This window comes from Pseudomonas sp. QTF5, assembly GCF_000512695.2.
GTDB lineage: Bacteria > Pseudomonadota > Gammaproteobacteria > Pseudomonadales > Pseudomonadaceae > Aquipseudomonas.
The window spans coordinates 1-22,197 of the sequence record NZ_AZRW02000052.1 but is presented as its reverse complement, the minus strand read 5'-3'; the positions used below and the strand labels follow the sequence as shown (position 1 = coordinate 22,197).

Genomic DNA, 22,197 nt, shown 5'->3' with positions numbered 1-22,197 from the left:
CCATGATCGGCATGGACCGCCATACCGGGCTGCCTATCTCGGGCCTTGAGCACTTGAGGCAGTCCATTGGAGACATCCTAAGCACGCCGCTGGGGTCGCGGGTCATGCGGCCGGAGTACGGCAGCACGGTTCGGCGCTTTGTCGACATGCCGGTCACCGAGGGCTGGAAAAGTGCTGTCCAGGCTGAGGCGGCTCGGGCCCTGGGGCGCTGGGAGCCGCGATTGAAATTGTCGCGGGTGCAAGTCCTGGCCGTGCTCGATGGCCGTATCACCTTTCGTTTGACCGGGACCTATCAGGACGTCAGCGAGCAACTGGAAATCACTGTATGAGCGCATTGGATCTTTCCCGCCTGCCGGCGCCGATGGTCATCGAGACGCTGAGTTTTGAAGACTTTTACCAGGAGGCACTGGCCGATTTTCGCCAGCTGATGGGCGACAACTGGTCAGCGGTGCTGGAGTCTGATCCGGTGGTCAAGCTGCTGGAAAAGCGGGCCTACGACAAGATGCTGGAGCGGGCGCGGATCAACGACGCGGCTAAAGCGCTGTTGCTGGCGTTCGCTCGGGGTAGCGATGTCGACCACCTGGCGGCCAACTACAACGTCAAGCGCTTGACCGTGGTCGAGGCTGACCCAACCGCCGTGCCGCCGATCGAGGCGCAGTATGAGCTGGATGATTCCCTGGTCGAGCGCACGCTGCTGGCGTTTGAAGGGATGTCGATCGCCGGCCCTCGGGATGCCTACGTGTTTCACGCACTGTCGGCCGATGGCCGGGTGGCGGATGCCCGGGCCAGCAGCCCGAGCCCGGCCACGGTGCTGGTGAGCATCCTGAGCCGACTCGGCGATGGCCAGGCCTCGGCGGATCTGCTGGAAAAGGTCCGGGTCGCGCTCAGTGACGAGGACGTGCGCCCGGTGGGCGATCGCTTGATTGTGCAGTCGGCCAGCCTGATCGATTACCAGATTGAGGCGGTGCTGTACCTCTACCCGGGGCCGGAAATGGAGCTGAGCCTGAATGAGGCCCGGGCGTCCCTGGAACGTTACGTGAACACCCAGCGCCGTTTGGGTCGCGACATTCGCCGCTCGGCGATCCATGCCGCGCTGCATGTGTCGCGGGTCCAGCGGGTCGAGCTGATTCACCCGGCCGCTGATGTGGTTGTGCAGGATCATGAGGCCGCCAACTGCACGGGCTTTACCGTGGCGATCGGGGGCACCGATGAGTGACGCCAGCCTGTTGCCGTCCAACCGCACGCCGCTGGAACAGGCTCTGGCGCAAGTGTCGCTGGGAAACCCCGACCTGGCGAACGTGCTGCGCGACATGATTTCGCCCGATACCTGCCCGGCGGAGCTGCTGCCGTGGCTGGCGATCCAGCGCAGCGTCGACCGCTGGGACCCGGATTGGTCCGAGACGATCAAGCGCAAGGTGGTCAAGGAGTCGTTTGAGGTCCACAAGCGCAAGGGCACCGTGGGCGCGTTGCGCCGGGTGGTTGAGCCATTTGCCGACATCATTGATATCACCGAGTGGCATGAGCTGGAGCCCATGGGCGAGCCCGGCACGTTCAGCTTGAGTTTGGCCCTGTTCGACAGTGGCCTGAGCGAACAAGGCATTGCCGAGCTGGAACGGATGATCAACGACACCAAGCCGATCAGTCGGCACCTGGTGGGGCTGAGCATCACCTACAGCCCGAACGGTACCTACTACCTGGGAGCGGCGATTTCCTCGGGGGATGAGGTGGTGATTTCCTCGCCGGAGCTGTGGGCCGATGACCTCGACCTGATCAACCTGGAGCTGTTGGCCAATGACCTCAGCTACTTCAGCAACTTCACTTTGCCCGGCCTGATGAGGGTTATATGAGCGAGCTTTCTGACCGCCAACGCGCTGCCGTCGAGCTATTCGAAGCGGCGGCGCAAACGGCCCACGACATCGTCAACAAGCCGGCGGACGCGATCGTCCAAACCGGCTCGGGACCGTCGCCGACGCTGCTGGCGCTGGCGAACATGATTACCGACTTGACCGGTGGCCTGCTGCTGCCGCGCCAGCAGGCGATCGCCTCGGCCGGCGCCGCGCTGGCCCTGGATGTGGCCTATACCGCCGGCGTGTCGTTCTTCGATGTGACCCTCGACCAGCCGCAATGCGTGCTCAGCTTTCTCAATGCCAACGTGCCGGCCGGTTACATCTGGTCCTTCACGGTGCGCCTGCGCCAAGGCACCGGGGCGAACAAGGTCACGTTCCCGGCCAACGTCCATTGGCCGAGCAAGCGGCCGCCGGTACTGGCGTATGAGGCTGGCGCCGCTGACGTGTTGACTTTCATGTCGGTCGACAATCACTGGCTGGGTGTTTCTGATGGGAGTTGGTTCGATGTTTCTGTCCCCGCTTAACAGCCGCCGCCCGGTCGGCCACAAAACCGGCCTGGCCAATGCGCTCAGCATGATTGAAGGGCACCACCGCTTTCTCAAGCGCAATACCGGCGACACTGACGACGCCACGCTGCAGCACTTCGCGCAGAACACTCAGGGGGTGCTGGCCAACAATCGGCACTTTATCGCGCACTCGCAAATGGAGTATCAGCCCAACGGCGACGGCACCACCGAGGGCCAGGCGCTGCAGATCCTCGGCTATGCGCATGCCTACCTGGCGACCAAGGATGCCCGCTACCTGGAGGCGGCGGTGTGGCACTGGGAGGCCTACGAGAAGTTTTTCTACAAGGGCCAGCCGATCCCGGCGACGCCGCAGCGGCGCATTGCCAACTGGATCGTCAACGCCAAGGAGCCGGTGCTGGCCAATTGGCCGATCGATCCCGTCGAGCCAACACACAGCGGCTTCAAAGGCGTGCCTTTTACGTTCAGCAATGGCGCCCTGACGATTCCCCACGGAGCACCGCACTGGGGCGAGTACCTGGACAAGGCGACCTTTGCCTTTGACGGGGTGTTGGCCTGGGAAGCGATCAACGCCACGGTGCAGGCCGTGAAGGCGGACGGCTCGACCGACTGGGACAGCTCCGCGGTGCAATACGATGTCGACTGGATCATTGCCTGGACCGGGCAAAAAATTGATGCGGATGGCGAGGTGCTGTCCGAAGGTCACGCGCTCGAGGAGCGCGGTCAGGTTCAGCTGAAAAACACCGGCGTCAACGGCGTGCATAAATTCAACTATGCCACCCGCCAGCCGGTGGAGCACGGCGGCTACCTGATCCCGCGCAATGCCGTGCAACACAACCGGCCGTTGCATGTCCCGTTGTTGGGCGGCGTCAACCAGATGGGTAACGCCGCCGATGGTGAGCAGTGGTACATGGATGCCTGCTATCTGCTGTGGCGTATCACCGGTGCGGCGCGCTACAAGCAGGCGATGGACGCCTGTCGCTTTACCGCGCACGAGTACACGCAAATCGACTCGGCCGACCGCTTTTTCCGGCAGAGTCGTACCGAGCGCACACCCTACACCGACGGCATCGCCTACCAGTTCAGCTACCCCAATGAGGTGGCGCCGGTGCTGGGGCGTGACTCGCTGGGGTACATCACCGTGGACACCGAGGAAGCAGCGCAAGTCTCGCTGGAGCAGCAAGCGGTGTGGTTTCGCATCAGCAAGGATTCCCTGGTGCGGACCTGTTACGGCGGCATTGATACCTTCAATGCCCCGCTCAATGCCAAGGTCGAGCTGGTGGTTTCGCCGAGCAAGGCCGAGGGCAGTGGGGTCAAGTACAGCTGTGCGTTGCCCAAATCGGTGTCCAATATCGAGGTGGTCACGCACGACATTCCCTTGAGCAGCTTTACCCGGCTGAGCAAGGAGGATGGTTCCGAGTACATCATGGCGGACCTGCGCGCCGTCTCGCACTCAGAAGACATCGTGTCGCAGGAGGGCTATGAGCCGGGCATTTTCGGGGGGCGTGGCGGCAATGCGGTCAGCTCGTTTTTCCCCACCGATGAGGGCTGGTACAGCATCGGGCATTGGTTGCTACCAAGTAAAAAGGCGCCGCTGCAGAGCATCACCTATCGCGCTGACGGCAACTTTAACCTGCGCATTAGCGATGACCAGGGTTGGCGCTGGTGGTGGATGCTGCCGGCCACGGCTGGGGTCTGGGTAACGTTGGTGATTCGGCCCGAGGATGCCGCCTTGTCCAGCTATCAGCCCGGCGCCGAGGGCCGGCCCGAGCCGAGCGCGCCGGTGTATACGGAGCTGGAGGACTTCTCCATCCTGATGGATAACAGCGCCGACACTAACCTGACGTTCGCCTATTACTGCATCAACGACGTTCCGCCGGCCTTCGCCGCCGAAGATGGCTACACCCTCAACTATCGGTTAACGATCAAGGGGCAGGCCAAGTTCCGCGCCCTGGTCGGCGACTGCACCATCCTGCAGTATCGATCGGACTCCCTGGCGTACTGCCCGGGGTTGATTCCGTTTTCAAACATCTATTCGGAGGGCGCCGACCAGATCGGGGCCTGGCACGGCATGCCGTACCCGGGCTATCAGTACCCGTTCATTTACTGCATCGATCCGCAGGATGAATACGGCACTCAGCTCAATCACATGGTCGAGTTCCTGTATGACTCGCAGCAGTGGTACTGGCAGCAGTTTGGCCAGCTTGGCCCCGGCGCCTCGGCCTACGTGTGGAACCGCTGGGACAACTACAAATATGGCGCGCCCGATACCTGGACCATGCACCACTGGGGCACGGGTACCGCCTGGAGCGGCTACCAGCCCCGGGCCATGATGGGCGCCTGTCGCGCCTGGTACGAGCTGGCCAGCCAGGGCAAGGCGGTGCCGCCCAAGCTGATCGCCTACGCGGAAAACTGGCTGACCTGGTTGATCCAGTTTGTGAAGGCATCGGGCGGCATCTTGCCCACCGACTTCCCCATGGCCGGCCTGCCGCAGCCGGTCGCGGATGACTTTACCGGACATATCACCGGGCTGTGGTTGGCCGGCGCGTGCCTGGCGGGGCTGGCGGGCTGTCAGGTGGCGGATCTGGACTACCTGATCGAGGCCTGTGTGACCGAACTGCAGACCCATTACGTGGTCACGCCGGTACCGGGTCAACCCATGAACGGGTCATGGTCGCCAGCGGTGCGCCTAGGCACCGATAACGGCATGTTCTTCGGCTTTTGGGCCGGGGAGATTTTGCGTGGGCTTAGCTTGTACATCTTGTATCGCACGCTGGGGCCAGGCGCGAATATCTATGGGGCGCCGATGCCGGCCTAAGTTTCGCCCGGCAGCACATTCTTCAAAGCAACTTACAGCGCACTGATTCTGGTTCTCTAAGTCCCTGGACACGTGCGGCTGTGGGCGAACTGTTAATTATTTAATTAGGCGTATTCATGGCAGAGCAAAACACTTTGTATATCGCCATGCTGACGGATGTTGGCGCGGCGCAACAAGCCAAAGCGATTGCAAACGGGACGCCCTGGGACATCACCCATATGGGCGTGGGGGATGGAAACGGGGTAACGCCGTTACCGTCGAAACTGCAAAAAAAGCTGATTCACGAAAACGTGCGGATGAAGTTAAACCGGCTGACGGTTCGTGCGGATCGCCCGGTGATCGTCGCGGAACTGATCCTGCCGTCAGACGTGGGTGGCTGGTGGGTGCGCGAAGTCGGTCTGTACGACTCGACCGGCGCCCTGGTCGCGGTGGCCAGCTACCCGGCGACCTACAAGCCGACCCTGGCCCAAGGCACCGGGCGCACCCAGGGCATCCGCTTGCAGATCCTGGTGAGCAGCACGGCCAACATCACGTTGTTTGATGACCCGACCCTGGTCACGGCAACCGTCAACACCGTGCGCGAGGAGATCGCCAAGGGCGAGGCGGGCAGCGCCGTCAAGCTGAAGACCGCACGCAAAATCGCGTTGACGGGCGATGCCACCGGTGAGGCCCAGTTCGATGGCTCGGACAATGCGGGCATCGCCCTGACGCTCGCCAATACGGGGGTCAAGGCGGGCGCCTATGGCAAAGTCAAGGTCAACGCCAAGGGCCTGGTGGTCGAAGGCCAGGCGCTGGCGGCGGCGGATATTCCGGCGCTGGATGCCAGCAAAATCACTACCGGCACCCTGAGCCGGCCGACCACCGGCAACGCCGGCACTGCGACCAAGCTGCAGAACGGCCGGGCGCTGACCTTCAACGGTGCGGCGACGGGGATTGGCTGGTTCGACGGCAATAGCGACCTCACCATTCAACTGGCCTTGGCCGGCCTGGACGCGGGCAAGATTGTCAGCGGCATTTTGCCGATCGCGCTCGGTGGCACGGGTGCCAATAACCCGGCCTGGGCGCGGGGGAACATCGGCGCCGGCACGCCGGCAAGCTTGTATCACAGCCCGACGGGCTTCTGGTGGGACAAGGACACCGGGCTGTTTGTGCAGTGGGGTAACTCGTACTTGGGCGACATGCGGGGCGGCCAATGGAATGTGCAGTTCAACTTTCCTCGTTGGTTTGATACCGCGCCTTTTATTGTTATTCCAGTTATTACCATGCACCCAGGCGGCAATTGGGCGGCCTCGTCGGTTACTTGCGCGATGGTCGAAACCTCATTGACCACTTCGGGATTCGTTCTCGCTTTCACTGAATATGATAGCGGCGTTCAGTCCTTTGGTGTTCGCTGGATCGCGGTCGGGTATCGCGTCACGCCGATGTAAGCACAAGTTCTACCGCTGTAACGCAACCGCCGATTGGCGGTTTTTTTGTTTCTATGGAGATAGTTATGAGTTCTACCGACTTCTTTCACGGCGTCACGACGGCGCTGGTCGAAAAGGGCGCGCGCGTCATTCGCCTGCCGTCGTCTTCGGTCATTGGCCTGGTCGACACCTTCACCCCTGGCCTGGGCCTGGTGGAGTCCGATGTGCCTACGCTGCTGACCACCCCGCGTGAGGCGGTGGCGGCATTCGGTGCCGACTCGGCACTGACCAAGTCCGCGCTGGCCATCTTCAATCAGGCTGCTGCGGCGATCGTGGCCATCGGCGTGCCGGCCAATACCGAGGCGGGCGTACTCACTAGCGCGATCATTGGCGGCGTGGCGGCGGACGGCAAGCGCACCGGCCTGCAAGCTCTGTTGGACGGCAAAAGCCTGTTCAACCTGCGACCGCGGTTGTTGATCGCGCCTGCGCACAGCGCCACCGAGGCGGTGACTACGGCCATGGGCGTGCTGGCGGACAAGCTCAAGGCGCTGGCCATCATTGACGGACCGAATACCACCGATGAGGCAGCCATTGCCTTTGCCGGTAATTTTGGCTCCAAGCGCTTTTTCCTGGTCGATCCCGGCGTCAAGCAGTGGAGCACGTTGGCCAACGCCGACGAGAGCGTGCCGGCGTCCGCGCATGCGGCGGGATTGTTCGCGCAGACCGATGCGCGCTTTGGCTTCTGGGCGTCGCCGTCGAACAAGGAAATCGCGGGCATCACCGGCACCGGCCGGCCGGTCGAGTACCTGGACGGTGATCCGACCTGCCGGGCCAACCTGCTCAACGCGGCCAACGTCACCACCATCATCCGTGATGGCGGGTTCCGTCTGTGGGGCAACCGCACGCTGTCCAGCGATCCGAAATGGGCCTTCGTCACCCGCGTGCGCACCACCGACATGGTCATGGACGCGATCCAGGCGGGGCACAAGTGGGCCGTGGACCTGGGCATCACCAAGACCTACATCAAGGATGTGACCGAGGGGCTGCAGGCGTTCATGCGCGACCTGAAGGCCCTGGGCGCCGTGATCAATTTCGAGGTGTACGCCGATCCCGAGCTGAACACGGCCACCCAGATTGAGCAGGGCCGGGTGTACTGGACGATCCGCTTTACCGATGTACCGCCGGCGGAAAACCCGATTTTCCAAATCGAGGTCACTAACGAGTGGCTGACTGAAGTCCTGGAAGCAGCCTAAGGAGGGCACCCAATGATTCCGCAAACGCTGTTCAACACTAACCTGTTCATCGACGGTACCAGCCTGCAGGGCGATGTGCCGAGCCTGACCCTGCCTAAGCTGACGGTTAAAACCGACGAGTACCGGGGCGGCGGCATGGATGCGCCGGTGGAGATGGATATGGGCCTGGAAAAGCTGGAGGCCAGCTTTAACACCAACGGTGTGCGTAAGGAGGTGCTGAAGCATTTCGGCGCCTTCGATCAAACCGGCTTCAACGCCACGTTCCGGGGCGCCTTCAAGGGCCAGAAAGGCGCAGTCACTGCCGTGGTGGCGACCCTGCGCGGCGGCCTCAAGGAAGTCGACCCGGGCGACTGGAAGGCCGGCGACAAGGGCGAGTTCAAGTACGCCGTCGCCGTGACTTACTACAAGCTGGAGATCGATGGCCGGGTGATGTACGAAATCGATCCCGTGAGCTCGGTGCGCGTCATTAATGGCGTCGACCAACTGATGGACGTGCGTAACGCACTGGGCATGTAAGGAGCTATGACGATGACGACTGAGAAAAAACTGCCAAGCTGGCTGACCCTGACCGAGGACGGCGCAAGCATCAAGTTGCGCAAGGCCGTGGAGTGCAACGGCGTAAAGGTCAACACCCTCAACCTGCGCGCGCCGAGCGTGTTCGATGTCCGCCAGGCCACCCAGCAATCGGCGGGCGATGATGAGAAGCGCGAAGTGATCTTGCTGGCTAGCCTGGCCGAGGTAGGGGCGAAAGATGTCGAGCGCCTGACCGTGGTGGACTACAACCGCCTCCAGGCCGGTTATTTTCGCCTGGTCGAAGATGATGAGCCTTACCCCTACGACACAGCGAGCGGTCGCTAAGCGGCTGGCCCAGGAGTTTCACTTCTCGGCCGCTGAAATCGAGAGTATGCCGTTTGACCGCATGCTCTGGTGGCTCATGGACTGAGCCCATTCCCTCCCGTTACGCGTAACAAGGCCCTTCTATGGCAAATAAACTGGCACTCGGTCTGGTGATCGGCGGCGCGGTCAGTGCGACCGTGGGCGCCGCGTTCAAGGATGTGGGCAGGCGCATCGACAAGCTTTCCGCGCAGGGCGACAAGGCGCGGGTGCTGCAGAAGACCATTGGCGAGACCATGCGTCTGCGCGATGAGTGGAAGAAGGCGCACGACAGCGGCGAGAAAGGCGCCTCGGCGCTGCTGCGGCGACTGGAAAATAACCTGGCCAGTCTGCGCAAGCAGGGCGTGGAGGTGGGCCGACTGGCCCGGGAATACAAGGTGCTCGGCCAGGTGGCGCGCAGCGCTGACCTGCAGCTGAAGGGACACAAGCAAATTGACGACGGCCGGGCCAGCCTGAAAAGCGGCATCGGTCAGGCCGTGGCCGCCACGGGTGTAGCGGCGATCCCGACCAAGGTCAGCGCCGATTACCAAGCGATGATCCGCGACATCGCCATCAAGGCCGGCATTGCCAATGCGCCGGCCGAGGCGCAGATGTCGCGCACCATTATCCAGACCTCGGAACGCGCCGGCATGGGGCGAAACGACGTGGCCGATGTGGTCAATCAGCTGGTAGGCGCCGGCATGGACCTGGCCAAGGCGTTGGAGTATGCGCCGGTGGCGGCCAAGTTCGTGGTTGGCCAGGGCTCAGGTGGTACCGACACGGCCAAGATGATCCAGGCGCTGCAGCAGAATGCCGAGATCAGCGATCCCAAGCAGATGCAGCAGGCGCTGGAGGCGATCGCCTATCAGGGGCAGGCGGGCAGCTTTGAAGCCAGCGACATGGCCAAGTGGTTTCCCGAGCTGCTGGCCAGCATGGGCAAGCTGGGCATCAGCGGTATGGATGCCGTGACCCAGCTCGGCGCGATGCTGCAGGTGCAAATGAAAACTGCCGGCGGCGCAGACGAGGCCGCCAACAATCTTAAAAACTGGATGGAAAAAATCGGTTCGGGGGATGTGGTCAAGGCTTATGACAAGGCCGGGATCGACTACCAGGGCTCGATGAACACTGGTCTGCAGAAAGGCATGTCGACGCTGGAATCCAGCTTTGCCTTGGCGCAGCGCTACATCGAGGCGACCGATCCGGACAAGGCCAAGCAGATGGCCGAGGCGACGGCCAAGATCAGCCAGGAGGCGGACCCGGTCAAAGCCCTGGCCATGATCAACGCCCTGGAGCAGGCATTGCGCACTGGCGACCTCTTCGCCGACATGCAGGTCAAGGCCGCGCTGACGGCCTATGTACAGAACAAGCAGCTTTACGAGCAGTTGAAAAAGGACGGGGCGCAAGCGTCTGGCATTCTCGACAAGAACCTGGCCGAGCGCCGGGAAACGTCGTCGCAGAAGTGGGCCGAAATGGCCCAGGCCGGTAATGACGCATTGCGCAGCATTGGTGATGCGATTCGGCCGGCGACTGATGCGTTGGCCGACGGGCTGACCACGGCGGCGCGGGGTATCACCACTCTAACGGACAAGGCGCCGCCGCTGGTCATTGGCCTGGCGGCGGCCGGTGCGGGGCTTCTCGCGCTGCGCAATGTGGTCGCGGCAATCAAGATTGGCCGGGGGCTGCTCAATGTCACTCGCGGCGCGATGGCTGGCCAGCCGAACGCCGTTCAGCGCGTGTTTGTGACCAACCCAACGGCGGCCGGTCCTGATGTTGCCGGCGAGGCCGCGAAAGGTGCGGGCAAGGGCGGACGCCTGGCAAGGGCGGCTACGGTGGTCAAGGCGACCGTGCCGCTGGCCGTCCTGGGCGCAGGCCTGAAGGCGGTCGAGGTCTATCAGACGGCCACGACCCAGGACGAGAAGGCCGAGGGCTACGGCAATGCGGCGGGCACGCTGGCTGGCACCATGGCCGGCGCCGCCGCAGGGGCTGCGGTCGGTTCCGTGGTGCCGTTGATTGGTACCGTGGTTGGTGGGCTGATCGGCGGCATGCTCGGTGCCTGGGGTGGGGGTGAACTGGGCGGCCAGGCAGGCAAGGCGGTGTTTGGTGCAAAGGCCCAAGCCAGCCCGAACGCCTTAGCGCCGTCGCCGTTACTGCTCAAGCCGTTGCCAGGGCCGGCCATGGGCGATGTCGCCCGGGCGCTGATGGCGCCCGAGTCGAAGTCGGGGGCCGTGCCGCCGATGATGCTCAAGCCGGCGCCGGCCCCCATGCCGCCGCCGGCCAAGATCGAGCAGAAGCTGACGTTTGCGCCGAATTTGGCCATCACGGTGCAGGGGGACGTAAAAGATCCGGCGCAATTGTCCCGCGATCTGGAGCCGCACTTGCGCCGCCTGTTTGACGACTTCACCCGTCAAGCCGAGTCACGAAAACTATTCGATGCCCCACACGTTGGGTAAGGAGGCGGGATGCCGTACATGGAGCAAATGCAGGGCAGCCTCAAGTACCTGGTCGCGGCCGGGCAGGCGGGGCGGCGCAACCTGGACGGGATGCTGGGGCCGGTCAATGGCGCAATTGGCGAGATGAGCGGCGCGGTGGGTGAGTTGGAACGCCTGCCGATCATTGGCCCGGCCGTGGGCGAGAAGCTGCAGCGGGTCATGCGTGGCGTCACTGCCGCGCAGGCCAAGGTGGGCGCGGTGGTGGCCATCTACAACACGGCGACCCGCGCTGCCTCGCAGATCGAGGAGCGCCTGGGGGTGTTCAAGGAGCTGGCGGCGCGGGCCGGTACCGCGATCAACAAGCTGGCCGGCAAACTCAGCCCCTCGCTGGGTAGCATCATTCCGACCAGCGCCTTTGCCAAGGACACCACGCCGGCGGTGGAAGCGGTCAAGCCGTTTCCGCACCTGCTGATCATCCAGCCGCACAAGCATGAGGCGCCGCCGTATTACTTCAACCTGGACACCGCAGCGTTTGACGAGCTGAGTCGGCAGACGGCATTCCGCTGGGCCTCGCAGGAGCGTCTGACGCGGCGGCCGGCGCAGCAGGCGGTGGGCATGGGCGACGAGAAAATCACGCTCAAGGGCGCGATCTACCCGGGCCACAAAGGCGGCCTCAAGCAACTGGACACCTTGCGCAGTATCGGTGCCCAGCTGTTGCCGCTGGGGCTGACCACGGGCTATGGCCACGTCCTGGGCGACTGGTGCCTGACCTCGATCGATGAAGAACAGAGCGCGCTGCTGCAGGGCGGCATCCCGCGCAAACAATCTTTTAGCCTGGAGTTCGTTCGCTATGGCGAAGACTTGCAGAACGTCTGACGGCGATCGGCTGGACAGCCTTTGCCATAACGTCTATGGCCATCTGAATGGGAGCGTGGAGGCGGTGCTGGAGGCCAACCCCGGGTTGGCTGCTGAGCCGCAACCTTTTCGCGCCGGGCTGCTGATCGTGCTGCCGGACCTGCCCCAGGCGGCTGTCGAGGAAGTCATTCAGCTCTGGGGCTGAGCTTTTCCTACATCCCCCGGATTACTCCGCCGAGTGCGGGGCTTTTTGTTGGTACCGACCATGACCCCCATGTTTCGCATCGTTGCTGATGGCAGCGACATTACCCGCTTGATCAATGACCGCCTGCTGTTGCTGCGCACCTCGGACAAGCCCGGCATGGAGTCGGACGAGTTTGAGCTGCGCATTGATGACCGTGACGGCGCCGTAGCACTGCCCGAGCGCGGCGCGAGCATTGAGGTTTATCTCGGCTACGCCGGCCAGGACCTGGCCCGCCAGGGCCGTTACACGGTGGATGAGGTCGAGTTATCCGGGCCGCCGGATACCCTGGTGATCCGGGGCAAGGCCAGCGACATGCGCGGCAGTGGCAAGACCACGCGCAGCGGCAGTTGGGAAAACGTCAGCCTTGCGCAGATCGTGAGCACCATCGCCCGGCGCAATGGTTGGGAGCCGGCCTGCCGGGTGGCCACCGTCGTGCCCCGGGCGGACCAGCTCAACGAGTCGGACTTTAACTTTGTCACGCGCCTGGCCCGGCAATATGACTGTACGGCCAAGGTGGCGGACGACAAGTTGTTGGTAATGCCCCGGCAGGGCGGGCAGAGAGCGAGCGGCAAGGCGTTTGGCGTGGTCACGATCGGGCGCAGCGATGTCAGTCGCTGGCAGTTCCGCCTCGGCGATCGCTCGACCCACAAGGCCGTTAGCGCCAAGTACCAGGACAAGCAGACCGGCAAGCTGGCGGTTGTCACCCTGGACAACGAGGGCGCCCCGGACGGCCTGCCGCCGGTGCATACCGATCGCCATATTCATCCGCACAAGACCGCCGCCGAGCAGGCCGCTCGGGCACGGCTGGCGGCCTTCAACCGCTCGACCGCTGCAGTCCGCCTGGAAATGGTCGGCCGCACCGACCTGTTTGCCGAACGCCTGATCAATGCCCAGGGCTTCAAGGTCGGCCTGGATGGGGAATATCTGGTCGACTCGGTGGAGCAGGTATTTACCCAATCGGGGTGGGACACCACCGTCGAATGCAACGGCGGCAAGCAGGGCAAGGCCAAGGCCCAAGGCAAGAAGAAAAAGCAGGCCAAGCAAACCAAAGTGGTCCAGCTGTGACGCTGTTCCAACCGGATCGAGCAACCGCCGCCTGTGAGCGGCATTTTTATTTCTGGAGAAGCTATGTCGATTACTGAGCAGCAATTGCTGCGAATCATGCCTAACGCCCGCCGCAAAGCGGGCGTTTTTGTATCTGCTCTGAACGCGGCAATGACCCGTCGCCAGATCGATACAACGAAACGCCAGGCGGCCTTTTTGGCGCAGGCCGGTCATGAGTCTGGCCAGCTGCAGTATGTCCGCGAGCTCGGCGGCGAGCAGTACCTAGCAAAGTACGACACGGGTTCACTCGCCTCGAGGCTGGGTAACACGTTGGAAGCCGACGGTGATGGTCAGCGCTATTGCGGTCGCGGTCTGATTCAGGTGACGGGTCGTAGCAACTATCTGCGATGTAGCTTGGCATTGTTCAGCGATGAGCGTTTGTTGCGAACACCGGAGCTACTCGAGTTGCCGCAATGGGCTGCCGAATCGGCTGCATGGTTCTGGTGGGTGCGCGAGCTGAATGCCCTGGCGGATCGTGATGATTTCGAGGGCATCACCCGAAAGATCAACGGTGGGCTCAACGGCTTGAAAGATCGACAAGAACTGTGGGCGCGGGCGAGGGCGGTGCTATGCGTGTCTTCGACCTGATCCCGATGCAATACCGACCCATGGCTGTCGGCCTTCTGGTCGCCATGTTGCTCGGCGGTGTGATTGCTGCGACCTGGACAGTTCAGGACTGGCGCTACGGCCTGCAGCTGGAGCAACAAGCCCGGGTCCACAGCGACACCCTCACCGAGATAGCGCTGGCCTCGGCCGCGCTGCAGCGGACTGAACAAGACAAACGTCTGGCCCTGGAGCAGCGCTTGCAGTCCAGCGACCAAGCCCATTACGGACAACTGACCCATGCAAAAAACCTTCAAGCTCGCCTGCGTGATCGTCTCGCTACTGCTGATCTGCGGTTGTCAGTCTTACTCGACGCCACCGATCCCGTCAGCGGCTGTGCGGTGCCAGCCACAACCGCCACCGGCGGCGTGGTTCATGGACCCACAAGAGCCCAACTTGACCCAGCGCATGCTCAACGAATTATCGGCATCACCGATGCCGGCGATCAAGGATTGATCGCCCTGGCTGCCTGCCAGGCCTATGCCAAAGAAGTCTCAACACCGAAGTGAAAAAGAGCGGCCGGGGTGGATGCGTCAACATCCAACCCGGCCACCGTCCCTGCAGATTGTCCCTGCAAGTCCAGCCAAGGCTCTTGCTCCGTGCACAAAGCCCGGCGAGCCTAGCACCTGTTTATCCATACAGTAAAGGTCTTGCTATCAATGTCTACACCCATCATCCCTTGGATGGGCGGCAAACGCCGTCTGGCCGACCGCCTCATTCCGCTTTTCCCACCTCACGAATGCTACGTCGAAGTCTTTGCCGGCGGTGCCGCGCTGTACTTCATGCGGCCCCAGGCGGCACCGGTCGAAGTCCTCAATGACATCAACGGCGACCTGGTGACGTTGTACCGCGTCGTGCAGAACCATCTTGAAGAGTTCGTGCGCCAGTTCAAATGGGCGCTCAGTTCTCGTCAGGTGTTCGAGTGGCAGAAGATGACCCGCCCCGAAACCCTCACTGACATCCAACGCGCCGCCCGATTCTTCTACCTGCAGCACCACGCTTTCGCCGGCAAGGTCACCGGACAGACGTTCGGCACCGCCACGACCGGCCCGGCGATCAACCTGCTGCGGATCGAGGAGAACCTCTCGGCCGCCTGGCAGCGGTTGTCCGGCACTTACGTGGAAAACCTTCCCTGGCTTGACTGCGCCGAACGCTACGACCGCGCCCATACCTTCCACTACATGGACCCGCCTTACTGGCAGACCGCCGGTTATGGGGTGGATTTTCCCTTCGAGAATTACGAGCGGATGGCCGACTTTATGCGACGCTGCAAAGGTAAAGTCATGGTCAGTATCAACGACCACCCGGATATTCGGCGGGTGTTTGAGGGGTTTCATTTCGAGACGCTGGACATCCGCTACAGCAACACCAATCAGCGGCAGGGGAAGGCTGAAGTCAGCGGTGAGCTGGTGATTATGAACTGGGAGCCGATGGTGTTTGGTGGATTGTTCTAGGCGCCTAACAACGCTATGTGGTCTACGCTCAATAACTGTGGTCGAAGGCGGCCACAGCCATTATCAAAGGGAGCTTTGTATGCCTGCGAATAAACGCGGTAGAGACTCGGAGAGTGGGTAGTTCATTCCTATTGTCGCGGCGATGCCGTCAGCGCTTTCTTGCATACGCTGCCACCTGCCCCCTGATTTTCTCTAGAACAAATGGCAGTCGAGCGATCAGATACCGTGCCTGCTCCAGGCTGCTGTCCGTCTGCACCGTCTCAAGTGTCCGCCCCAAGTCGGCCAGACCCATCGCACCTGCGGCGCTGGCCGAGGACTTGATCCTATGCCCTAAGGCGCTCAATGCCGCGAGGTCTTCGCGCTGCAGTGCGGCTTCGATCTCCTTCCCGGCCTGCTGCACCGAGTCCATGAACACGTCGACATAGCGCGCGACGCGTTCCGGGTTATTGACGCAGAGTTTGGCTAGCACAGACAGATCGATACCCTCCGACCCGGTCTGCGACATGGCGTCCATGGGCCGTTGGGGCTGGGGCGCAGGGGCCGGCTCGGCACTCAGGGCGGGCAACTTGGACGTCCGATTCTCTGGCGCCTGCGCCGGCAGCCATTTTCGAAGCGTTGCGTACAGCACCTCTGGCTCGATCGGTTTGCTGACAAAATCATCCATGCCAGCGGCGATATACTGCTCGCGATCCTCTTTGCGCGCATTGGCCGTCAGTGCAATCACCGGTAATCCGCACAAGGACGGCTCGGAACGGATGCGCCGGGCCGCTTCAAGCCCGTCCATCTCCGGCATCTGGATATCCATCAGCACGCAGTCAACGCGCTCGTGGTCCAACAGGGCAAGCGCTTCGCTTCCGTTATTAGCCAGCAACACTACGGCCCCGGCATCTTCCAGCAAGTCGATCGACACTTGCTGGTTGAACAGGTTATCTTCAGCGAGCAATATACGTGCGCCTCGCAACCAGGTCGGCCGCGCCAATGCCTGCGGGTCGTCGAGCCCAAGCGGGGCGCGGCCAAAAACGAAGCGGATCGCACACCAGAACGTGCTGCCCTGACCCAGTTGACTCTGCATGCCCACCTCGCCCCCCATCATCGTCACCAGCTGCTTACTGATGACGAGCCCAAGACCGGTGCCGCCGTAGCGGCGCGTAGTCGTGGTGTCGGCCTGCTGGAATGCCTGGAACAGCGTCTCTTGCTGTGCGGCGCTCATGCCAACCCCGCTATCTTGTACTTCAAAACGAATCAGACTGTCGTTGCTACCGGCTTCGGCCTCCAAAGCGCTGATGACGATGTCACCGCTGGAGGCGAACTTTACGGCGTTGTTGGCGAAATTGAGCAATACCTGTGTCAGGCGCAACGGGTCGCCGCGCAAGTAACGCGGCACGCCAGGATCGATCTCGAGGCGCAGCCGGAGGCTCTTTTCGAACGCCCTGAATGACACCTGATCGACTACGTTCTGGAGTACGGCTTTCAGGTCGAAATCGATCAACTCCAAGTCCAGTTTACCCGCATCAATCTTGGAGAAGTCGAGAATATCATGGATGACGCCGAGCAGATGTTTGCTGGAAATGTCGATTTTTTCGAGATAATTACGTTGTTTCGGATTGAGTTCTGTCTTAAGCGTGAGGTACAACATGCCGATGATCGCATTCATCGGTGTGCGAATCTCATGACTCATGTTGGCGAGGAAATCACCTTTGGCGCGGCTCGACGACTCGGCCACGTTCTTCGCCAGTTCCAGTTCGCTCGTGCGCAGCGCAACCCGCTCTTCGAGGCGTTCATTGGCGTTGCGCAGGGCGTTTTCAGTGCGACGCCGATGGAGCACATAGGCCACCAGGATCAGCAGCGTCAGCATCATCGGCAGCAAATACGGAAGCGTGTCGCGCAGCGAGACGCTGCGCTCTTCATAGACGCCAAACCACTTGTCGTGAATCGCATCATAAGTGCCGTTCAGCTTGGTTATCGCCATACCCTCATTGATGCTGGCCAGCAAATCGGCGTTACCTTTGTGTACGGTAAACGAGAATTTTTGTGCAAAGCCGGCTTTGATGTTCAGGGGCCGGACATTGTCGATCTTGAGCGTCTGCAGGGTCTGCATGCCGACCAGTTTGCTGATCAGGACCGCGTCATGTTTGCCATCGGCGAGCAGTCTGAAGCCGTCTGCTGTTGTCGGTGCTACCACGAGTTGCTTCTGCCAGCCTTTCGAGATCGCGTAGTCATGGGCTAGATCAGATTGCAGCACGATGATCGACTTGCCCGCCAGATCCGATTCGGCGCCGATACCGGACTCGCCCTTGCGCACGAAAATGGCACCATTGACCGTCACATGCGGCACAGTGAAATCGGCGAACTGGCGCCTCGGCTCGGACTGTGCCAGGTTGATTAGGACATCGATTTTCCCGTCTTTGAATTCCTGAAGAATCTGACTGAAGGGGCCGACCCGGATCGTATAGTTCAGGTGGCTCTCCTTAGCCACAGCCTTCCACAATTCCACCGTAAAACCGCCGGCTGTGGCACTCGTGGTTCCGGTGGAAAACGGCGGGAACTCTTCTTCGCTGCCGACTACCAGCACTCTCCCGCTGGGTTCCTGGGCCAAGGTCAAGCCCGCTGCGCACAGAAGGAGCAAGGCCGCCAAATACCGTTTCGACAGCAGAAACATATCTCTCTCCTTCAATGTTGGTCCGGCGCCGGCGCGCCGCTCAGCAGGCCTGCGCCTGATCGTCCTGGATTGGTTTTCCGTAGATCAGCCAGTGGTGTTCAAACGCTTCCCGCAACTGATCGCGCAAGACATGGTCGTCCCACGGTTTGGTCAAGAAGCGATACACGGCGCCGCCGTTGATCGCGTCGATGACCGAGTTCGGCTCCGTATAGCCGGACAGAATAATGCGGATCGTATCGGGATACAGTTCCTTCACCTTGGCCAAGAAAGCGGTGCCGCTCATCGTGGCCATGTGCTGATCGCTGATGATCACTTGCACCCTATGCGTGGCCAGCAATTCGAAGCCTTCGGCCGCCGTCGTGGTCTGAAGAATCTGATAACCGTCCTTGCGAAACAGGCGCGCGAGTGCGTTAAGCACATCTGGGTCATCGTCAAGTAGCAGCACGGTGCGTTCGCGCCCAGTCGCCTGCGGCAGCAGGCCAATATCACTGCTCAGCATCGCCGTCAGCGCTTCCGCCGTGACCGGCCGACTGAAGTAAAAGCCTTGCACCGCGTCGCATTTATTGGCGCTTAGAAAATTCAGTTGTCCCTGCGTTTCCACGCCCTCAGCAACGGTCTTCATTTTCAAGGACTGGGCCAACAAGAGAATGCTCTTGGCGAGCAAGGCATCGTTGACGTCGGTGGTGACGTTGTGGATAAAGCTGCGGTCTATCTTGAGTACATCGATCGGAAAACGCCTGAGGTAAGCCAGGCTAGAATAGCCGGTGCCGAAGTCATCGAGCGTGAGCACGACCCCGACTTCCTTGATTTCACGCAGTACTTTGAGCATGGCAGCGCTGTCGTTCATGAGCACGCTCTCGGTGAGCTCGAGCTCAATGTAGCAGGCCGGCAGTTCCGTCTCTGCGAGCACCTGCCGCACTAGTTGCACGATGTCTTGGTGGGCGAACTGGCGTGCCGACAAATTGACTGCGACGGATAAACCGTCAAAGCCCATATCGTGCCACTTTCTCGCCTGGGCACAGGCCGTGCGCAAGACCCACTCGCCGATCGGGACGATCAGCCGCGTCTCTTCTGCCAGACCAATGAAGCTGTCTGGTGGCACCATGCCGTGACCCGGGCGGTTCCAGCGCAATAGCGCTTCCACTCCGCTGATCCTGCCACTGCGCAGATCGACTTTGGGCTGATAATGGAGTTCGAATTGCTGTCGTTCGAGCGCCGCGCGAAGCGCATTTTCCAACTCCACCCGACGCTCAGCGCGCAGACTCATGTCTTGCGCGTAAAACTGGAAGCAATTGCGTCCTTTCTCCTTGGCGCTATACATGGCCACATCGGCGTTCTTGAGCAAGGTATCACTGGTGTCGCCATCGCCGGGGAAGACGCTCACGCCGATACTTGCGGTCACGTGCAGTTCATGAGCGTCGGCGATGAAGGGCTGCGCAAACGTGTCCAGCACTCTTTGCGGCATGGACCCCAGGTCCCTGCCGTCGTCGGGCAGGCCGAGCAAGATGAGCACGAATTCGTCCCCGCCCAGGCGCGCCACCGTGTCACACTTACGTATCGCCCCCTGAAGCCGGACGGCGACCATCTTGAGCAAGGTGTCCCCGACAGCATGGCCGAAGCCGTCGTTAATGAACTTGAATCCATCCAGGTCCAGGCATAGCATGACCAACTGTTGCCCGGTCCGACGGGCCAGCAGGATCGACTGCGTCATGCAGTCATGCAACAGATTCCGGTTGGGAAGGTCTGTCAGCGTATCGTAGTTGGCAAGGTGACTGATGTGGAACTCCGCCTGCTTGCGTAATGTGATGTCTTGCAGCGTTCCGGACATCAAAACGGGCTTGCCATTGGCGTCGCAGATGACTTCCGCTTTCCCATGGACGATGCGCTCCGTGCCGTCCGGGCGCAGCAAGCGATGCTCGACATCGTAAGCGCTCACCTGTTCGAGCGCATCGCGCATCGCCGTTTCGACCTGTTGCCGATCTGCCGGATACACCAGCGCAAGGAAACTCTGATAGCTTTGATCGAACGTCCCGGATATCTCCCCGCAGATCCGATACATTTCCTCCGACCAGGAAGTGATGTCGGCTTCGATACTCCACTCCCAACTCCCGACTGAGGTCATACGCTGGGCTTTCGCCAACTGCAAGTCACTCTTGATGACATTGCGCAACAAGGCGCTCGCTTTCAACATGTAGCGCACCCGATGCCCCAGTATCGACCAATTGATGGGTTTACTGATGAAATCGGTGGCGCCGGCTTCATAGGCTTGATTGATTGAGTCTGTGTCCTCAAGGGCGGTGAGCATCAGGACGGGGGTGAGTGCGGCGCCGGGGATCAGGAGCGCCTGGCGGCATACCGCAAAGCCATCCATATCGGGCATCATGACGTCGAGCAGGATAATATCGGGCGCCAGTGCAGCAATGGCGGACAGGCCCGATGCCCCATCGCCAGCCTCCTCCACCTTCAAATCGATCTTTTCCAAGGCGTCGCGAGCGAGCAGCCGGATGAAGGGATCATCATCAATGACCAAAGCAATCGCTGTATACCCTGGCTGTCTGTACTTCATGTGCCGGACCTCCATGTGTCGGTACAGTCTGCACCTGAGAACGTCGGCAAGACCAAAAATAACAATTCGTCTCATTGATGTCCCCGTGCTCAATTCAGGGTAGCAATCAATATTGAATAACAGCAATTTTTTATGAAAATAATATAAATATTGCAAATGGGGTACGAGCGATTTGCGGCTGCCAGAATATCCATTCACACCCTACATTTGGCATTCCATCATCAATAGATTTCAGGCGTATTTCTGGAGCAGAAGTTTTCCAGTCTTTGCCGGATTGACTATCACGTCGCGACACTCGGGGTTATGCACCAAAAGTACGATAACCCCTTGAAGGAAATGGAGGACGAGAACCGTCATCGGAGTTAGCGACGCGGACTATCTAAAACAGACCGTCTGCTTTCGACCGAGGCTAAAGCAAATTTCAGATCTGCTGATTATTCACATATTTCATGGCGTAATTTGCATACAGTCCGCCCAAATCATTACTTTTCAATTCAACATCGAAAGTCGCCGTCGAGCCGCTAACAAGCTCATAGTCAGTTGTCTTGTTAACTGCTCTTTTGGCCTTGATTTGATCTTCGCTCAAGCCAGTAAGCATTGCTGTCGAACAAACCTGCTCAAAATTACTACCCTTCTTAGCCATAAACAAACTATACGGATGACCTCATCGCTTGAGGGCACGAACACGTTAGGGATCTTCATTTCCTCCCTAACAAACGATTCATAAGTGTGCTGGCAGCCGCTCGTAAGAACAACGCCGGACAGTAGTATGGGTTTTATCCTTTTCATCTCATAACTCCCTACTTTGATCGGTTCATCTAGGTGAAATAGGTGCCAAGCTAACTTATGTTGTAAATTATTAATCGGCCAAACATACAACTCTGAAGCCACGTGTCTGAAAACCACATCAAGGCATCGCCAAAGAACGATAGTTCACAACCGCCTTCTTCGCTAAGTGAGTGGCGTTGCGAAACGCAAATCCAGCGCATTTTCGCCGATTGAGTCGAGTGGCCGATTCTGGCCCGATAGCTGCCTGTGAGGTGAACCGGACTGGTTCCCAGAATTCACCTCGACATGACTGTCGATTGGTCTTTTGTGTGCAATCGGTCAACCGATGTCTGATTTCTTCAATCGTGCCAGGCCTTGTTTAATATGGCCGGCGTTTTCACCCATGGTCCACAGTGCTCCACGGACATTTCCGCCCACTTCCTGCGCCCCTTGCTCCTCAACCAGGAGGGTCAACTCCATAACGGCCGCCTGCAGAGCCTGCTGGTTTTCGTAAAGTCTTTCCAGTACATCCGACAATGAATAATCACAAGGCATGACGTCGACCCCTTTCAAGAAAAATACAAGCATAGTACCGGCAGTGCCCCTGTCAGGCAGTAATTGCAGCTTGCTTAGAAATTGCTACAAAGCGAAGGAGTCGCAGTGGATTAACCAGTCTGGCTGGGGCGTTGGAGGACTGCTAGACCCACATTGGAGAAAGTGAGGGGCTGCTTTCGACCCAGAGCTGCCTTTGGCCAAAGGCAGAAATCGGCCAGAAACAGACACTCAGGACTTAC

General features: G+C 60.6%; 20 protein-coding genes. 16 read left to right on the top strand and 4 right to left on the bottom strand.

Going from position 1 to position 22,197, the window contains the following annotated elements; genetic code table 11:
• The first annotated feature begins 2 nt into the window (after window positions 1-2).
• The 16 genes from IC37_RS26590 to IC37_RS26515 all read left to right on the top strand — a co-directional run bounded on the left by IC37_RS26590 (window position 3) and on the right by IC37_RS26515 (window position 15,410).
• Window positions 3-329, top strand: a complete 327-nt coding sequence (locus tag IC37_RS26590; RefSeq protein WP_030128510.1) for a GPW/gp25 family protein — start codon at window positions 3-5, stop codon at window positions 327-329.
• Window positions 326-1,216 (top strand): baseplate J/gp47 family protein, encoded by an 891-nt coding sequence (locus IC37_RS26585; protein WP_030128509.1) that lies wholly within the window; start codon window positions 326-328, stop codon window positions 1,214-1,216. Before IC37_RS26590 ends, IC37_RS26585 begins: the two co-directional genes overlap by 4 nt.
• Window positions 1,209-1,847, top strand: a complete 639-nt coding sequence (locus IC37_RS26580) for a phage tail protein I (protein WP_030128508.1) — start codon at window positions 1,209-1,211, stop codon at window positions 1,845-1,847. Before IC37_RS26585 ends, IC37_RS26580 begins: the two co-directional genes overlap by 8 nt.
• On the top strand, window positions 1,844-2,371 hold the full coding sequence (locus IC37_RS26575; protein ID WP_030128507.1) for a hypothetical protein: 528 nt from the start codon (window positions 1,844-1,846) through the stop codon (window positions 2,369-2,371). Before IC37_RS26580 ends, IC37_RS26575 begins: the two co-directional genes overlap by 4 nt.
• Window positions 2,352-5,189, top strand: coding sequence for a hypothetical protein (locus tag IC37_RS26570; RefSeq protein ID WP_030128506.1), 2,838 nt, complete (start codon window positions 2,352-2,354; stop codon window positions 5,187-5,189). Before IC37_RS26575 ends, IC37_RS26570 begins: the two co-directional genes overlap by 20 nt.
• A 116-nt stretch (window positions 5,190-5,305) precedes the next feature.
• Window positions 5,306-6,616: a phage tail protein gene (locus IC37_RS26565; RefSeq protein ID WP_030128505.1), complete on the top strand. Its 1,311-nt coding sequence runs from the start codon at window positions 5,306-5,308 to the stop codon at window positions 6,614-6,616.
• A 65-nt stretch (window positions 6,617-6,681) separates the two neighbouring features.
• Window positions 6,682-7,848, top strand: coding sequence for a phage tail sheath family protein (locus IC37_RS26560; RefSeq protein ID WP_030128504.1), 1,167 nt, complete (start codon window positions 6,682-6,684; stop codon window positions 7,846-7,848).
• Window positions 7,849-7,860: 12 nt separating this feature from the next.
• Window positions 7,861-8,364 carry a phage major tail tube protein gene (locus IC37_RS26555; RefSeq protein ID WP_030128503.1) on the top strand — a complete coding sequence of 168 codons (504 nt, stop codon included), beginning with the start codon at window positions 7,861-7,863 and terminating at the stop codon, window positions 8,362-8,364.
• Window positions 8,365-8,376: 12 nt separating this feature from the next.
• Window positions 8,377-8,706: a phage tail assembly protein gene (locus IC37_RS26550; RefSeq protein WP_030128502.1), complete on the top strand. Its 330-nt coding sequence runs from the start codon at window positions 8,377-8,379 to the stop codon at window positions 8,704-8,706.
• Between the two features lie 122 nt (window positions 8,707-8,828).
• Window positions 8,829-11,171 (top strand): phage tail tape measure protein, encoded by a 2,343-nt coding sequence (locus tag IC37_RS26545; protein ID WP_030128501.1) that lies wholly within the window; start codon window positions 8,829-8,831, stop codon window positions 11,169-11,171.
• Window positions 11,172-11,180: 9 nt separating this feature from the next.
• The gene (locus IC37_RS26540) at window positions 11,181-12,026 is read left to right on the top strand and encodes a phage tail protein (RefSeq protein WP_030128500.1); all 846 of its coding nucleotides are present in this window, start codon (window positions 11,181-11,183) and stop codon (window positions 12,024-12,026) included.
• Window positions 12,001-12,210 (top strand): tail protein X, encoded by a 210-nt coding sequence (locus IC37_RS26535; RefSeq protein WP_030128499.1) that lies wholly within the window; start codon window positions 12,001-12,003, stop codon window positions 12,208-12,210. Before IC37_RS26540 ends, IC37_RS26535 begins: the two co-directional genes overlap by 26 nt.
• Window positions 12,211-12,270: 60 nt before the next feature.
• Entirely contained in the window at window positions 12,271-13,314 is a 1,044-nt protein-coding gene (locus tag IC37_RS26530; protein WP_030128498.1) for a phage late control D family protein, read from the top strand.
• Window positions 13,315-13,377: 63 nt separating this feature from the next.
• The gene (locus IC37_RS26525) at window positions 13,378-13,941 is read left to right on the top strand and encodes a glycoside hydrolase family 19 protein (RefSeq protein WP_030128497.1); all 564 of its coding nucleotides are present in this window, start codon (window positions 13,378-13,380) and stop codon (window positions 13,939-13,941) included.
• A complete protein-coding gene (locus tag IC37_RS26520; RefSeq protein WP_030128496.1) occupies window positions 13,923-14,465 on the top strand; it encodes a lysis system i-spanin subunit Rz in 543 nt (180 codons plus the stop codon). Before IC37_RS26525 ends, IC37_RS26520 begins: the two co-directional genes overlap by 19 nt.
• Window positions 14,466-14,615: 150 nt before the next feature.
• A complete protein-coding gene (locus tag IC37_RS26515) occupies window positions 14,616-15,410 on the top strand; it encodes a DNA adenine methylase (protein ID WP_030128495.1) in 795 nt (264 codons plus the stop codon).
• A gap of 148 nt (window positions 15,411-15,558) precedes the next feature.
• Here IC37_RS26515 and IC37_RS26510 read toward each other — a convergent pair whose 3' ends face one another.
• From IC37_RS26510 to IC37_RS26495, 4 genes are all read right to left on the bottom strand, one after another.
• Window positions 15,559-18,069 carry a response regulator gene (locus IC37_RS26510; protein ID WP_051414791.1) on the bottom strand — a complete coding sequence of 837 codons (2,511 nt, stop codon included), beginning with the start codon at window positions 18,067-18,069 and terminating at the stop codon, window positions 15,559-15,561.
• A 40-nt stretch (window positions 18,070-18,109) separates the two neighbouring features.
• Window positions 18,110-20,635 carry an EAL domain-containing protein gene (locus IC37_RS26505; RefSeq protein ID WP_051414790.1) on the bottom strand — a complete coding sequence of 842 codons (2,526 nt, stop codon included), beginning with the start codon at window positions 20,633-20,635 and terminating at the stop codon, window positions 18,110-18,112.
• A gap of 421 nt (window positions 20,636-21,056) precedes the next feature.
• Entirely contained in the window at window positions 21,057-21,278 is a 222-nt protein-coding gene (locus IC37_RS26500) for a hypothetical protein (protein WP_030128492.1), read from the bottom strand.
• Between the two features lie 464 nt (window positions 21,279-21,742).
• On the bottom strand, window positions 21,743-21,958 hold the full coding sequence (locus IC37_RS26495) for a hypothetical protein (RefSeq protein WP_030128491.1): 216 nt from the start codon (window positions 21,956-21,958) through the stop codon (window positions 21,743-21,745).
• Window positions 21,959-22,197 lie beyond the last annotated feature (239 nt).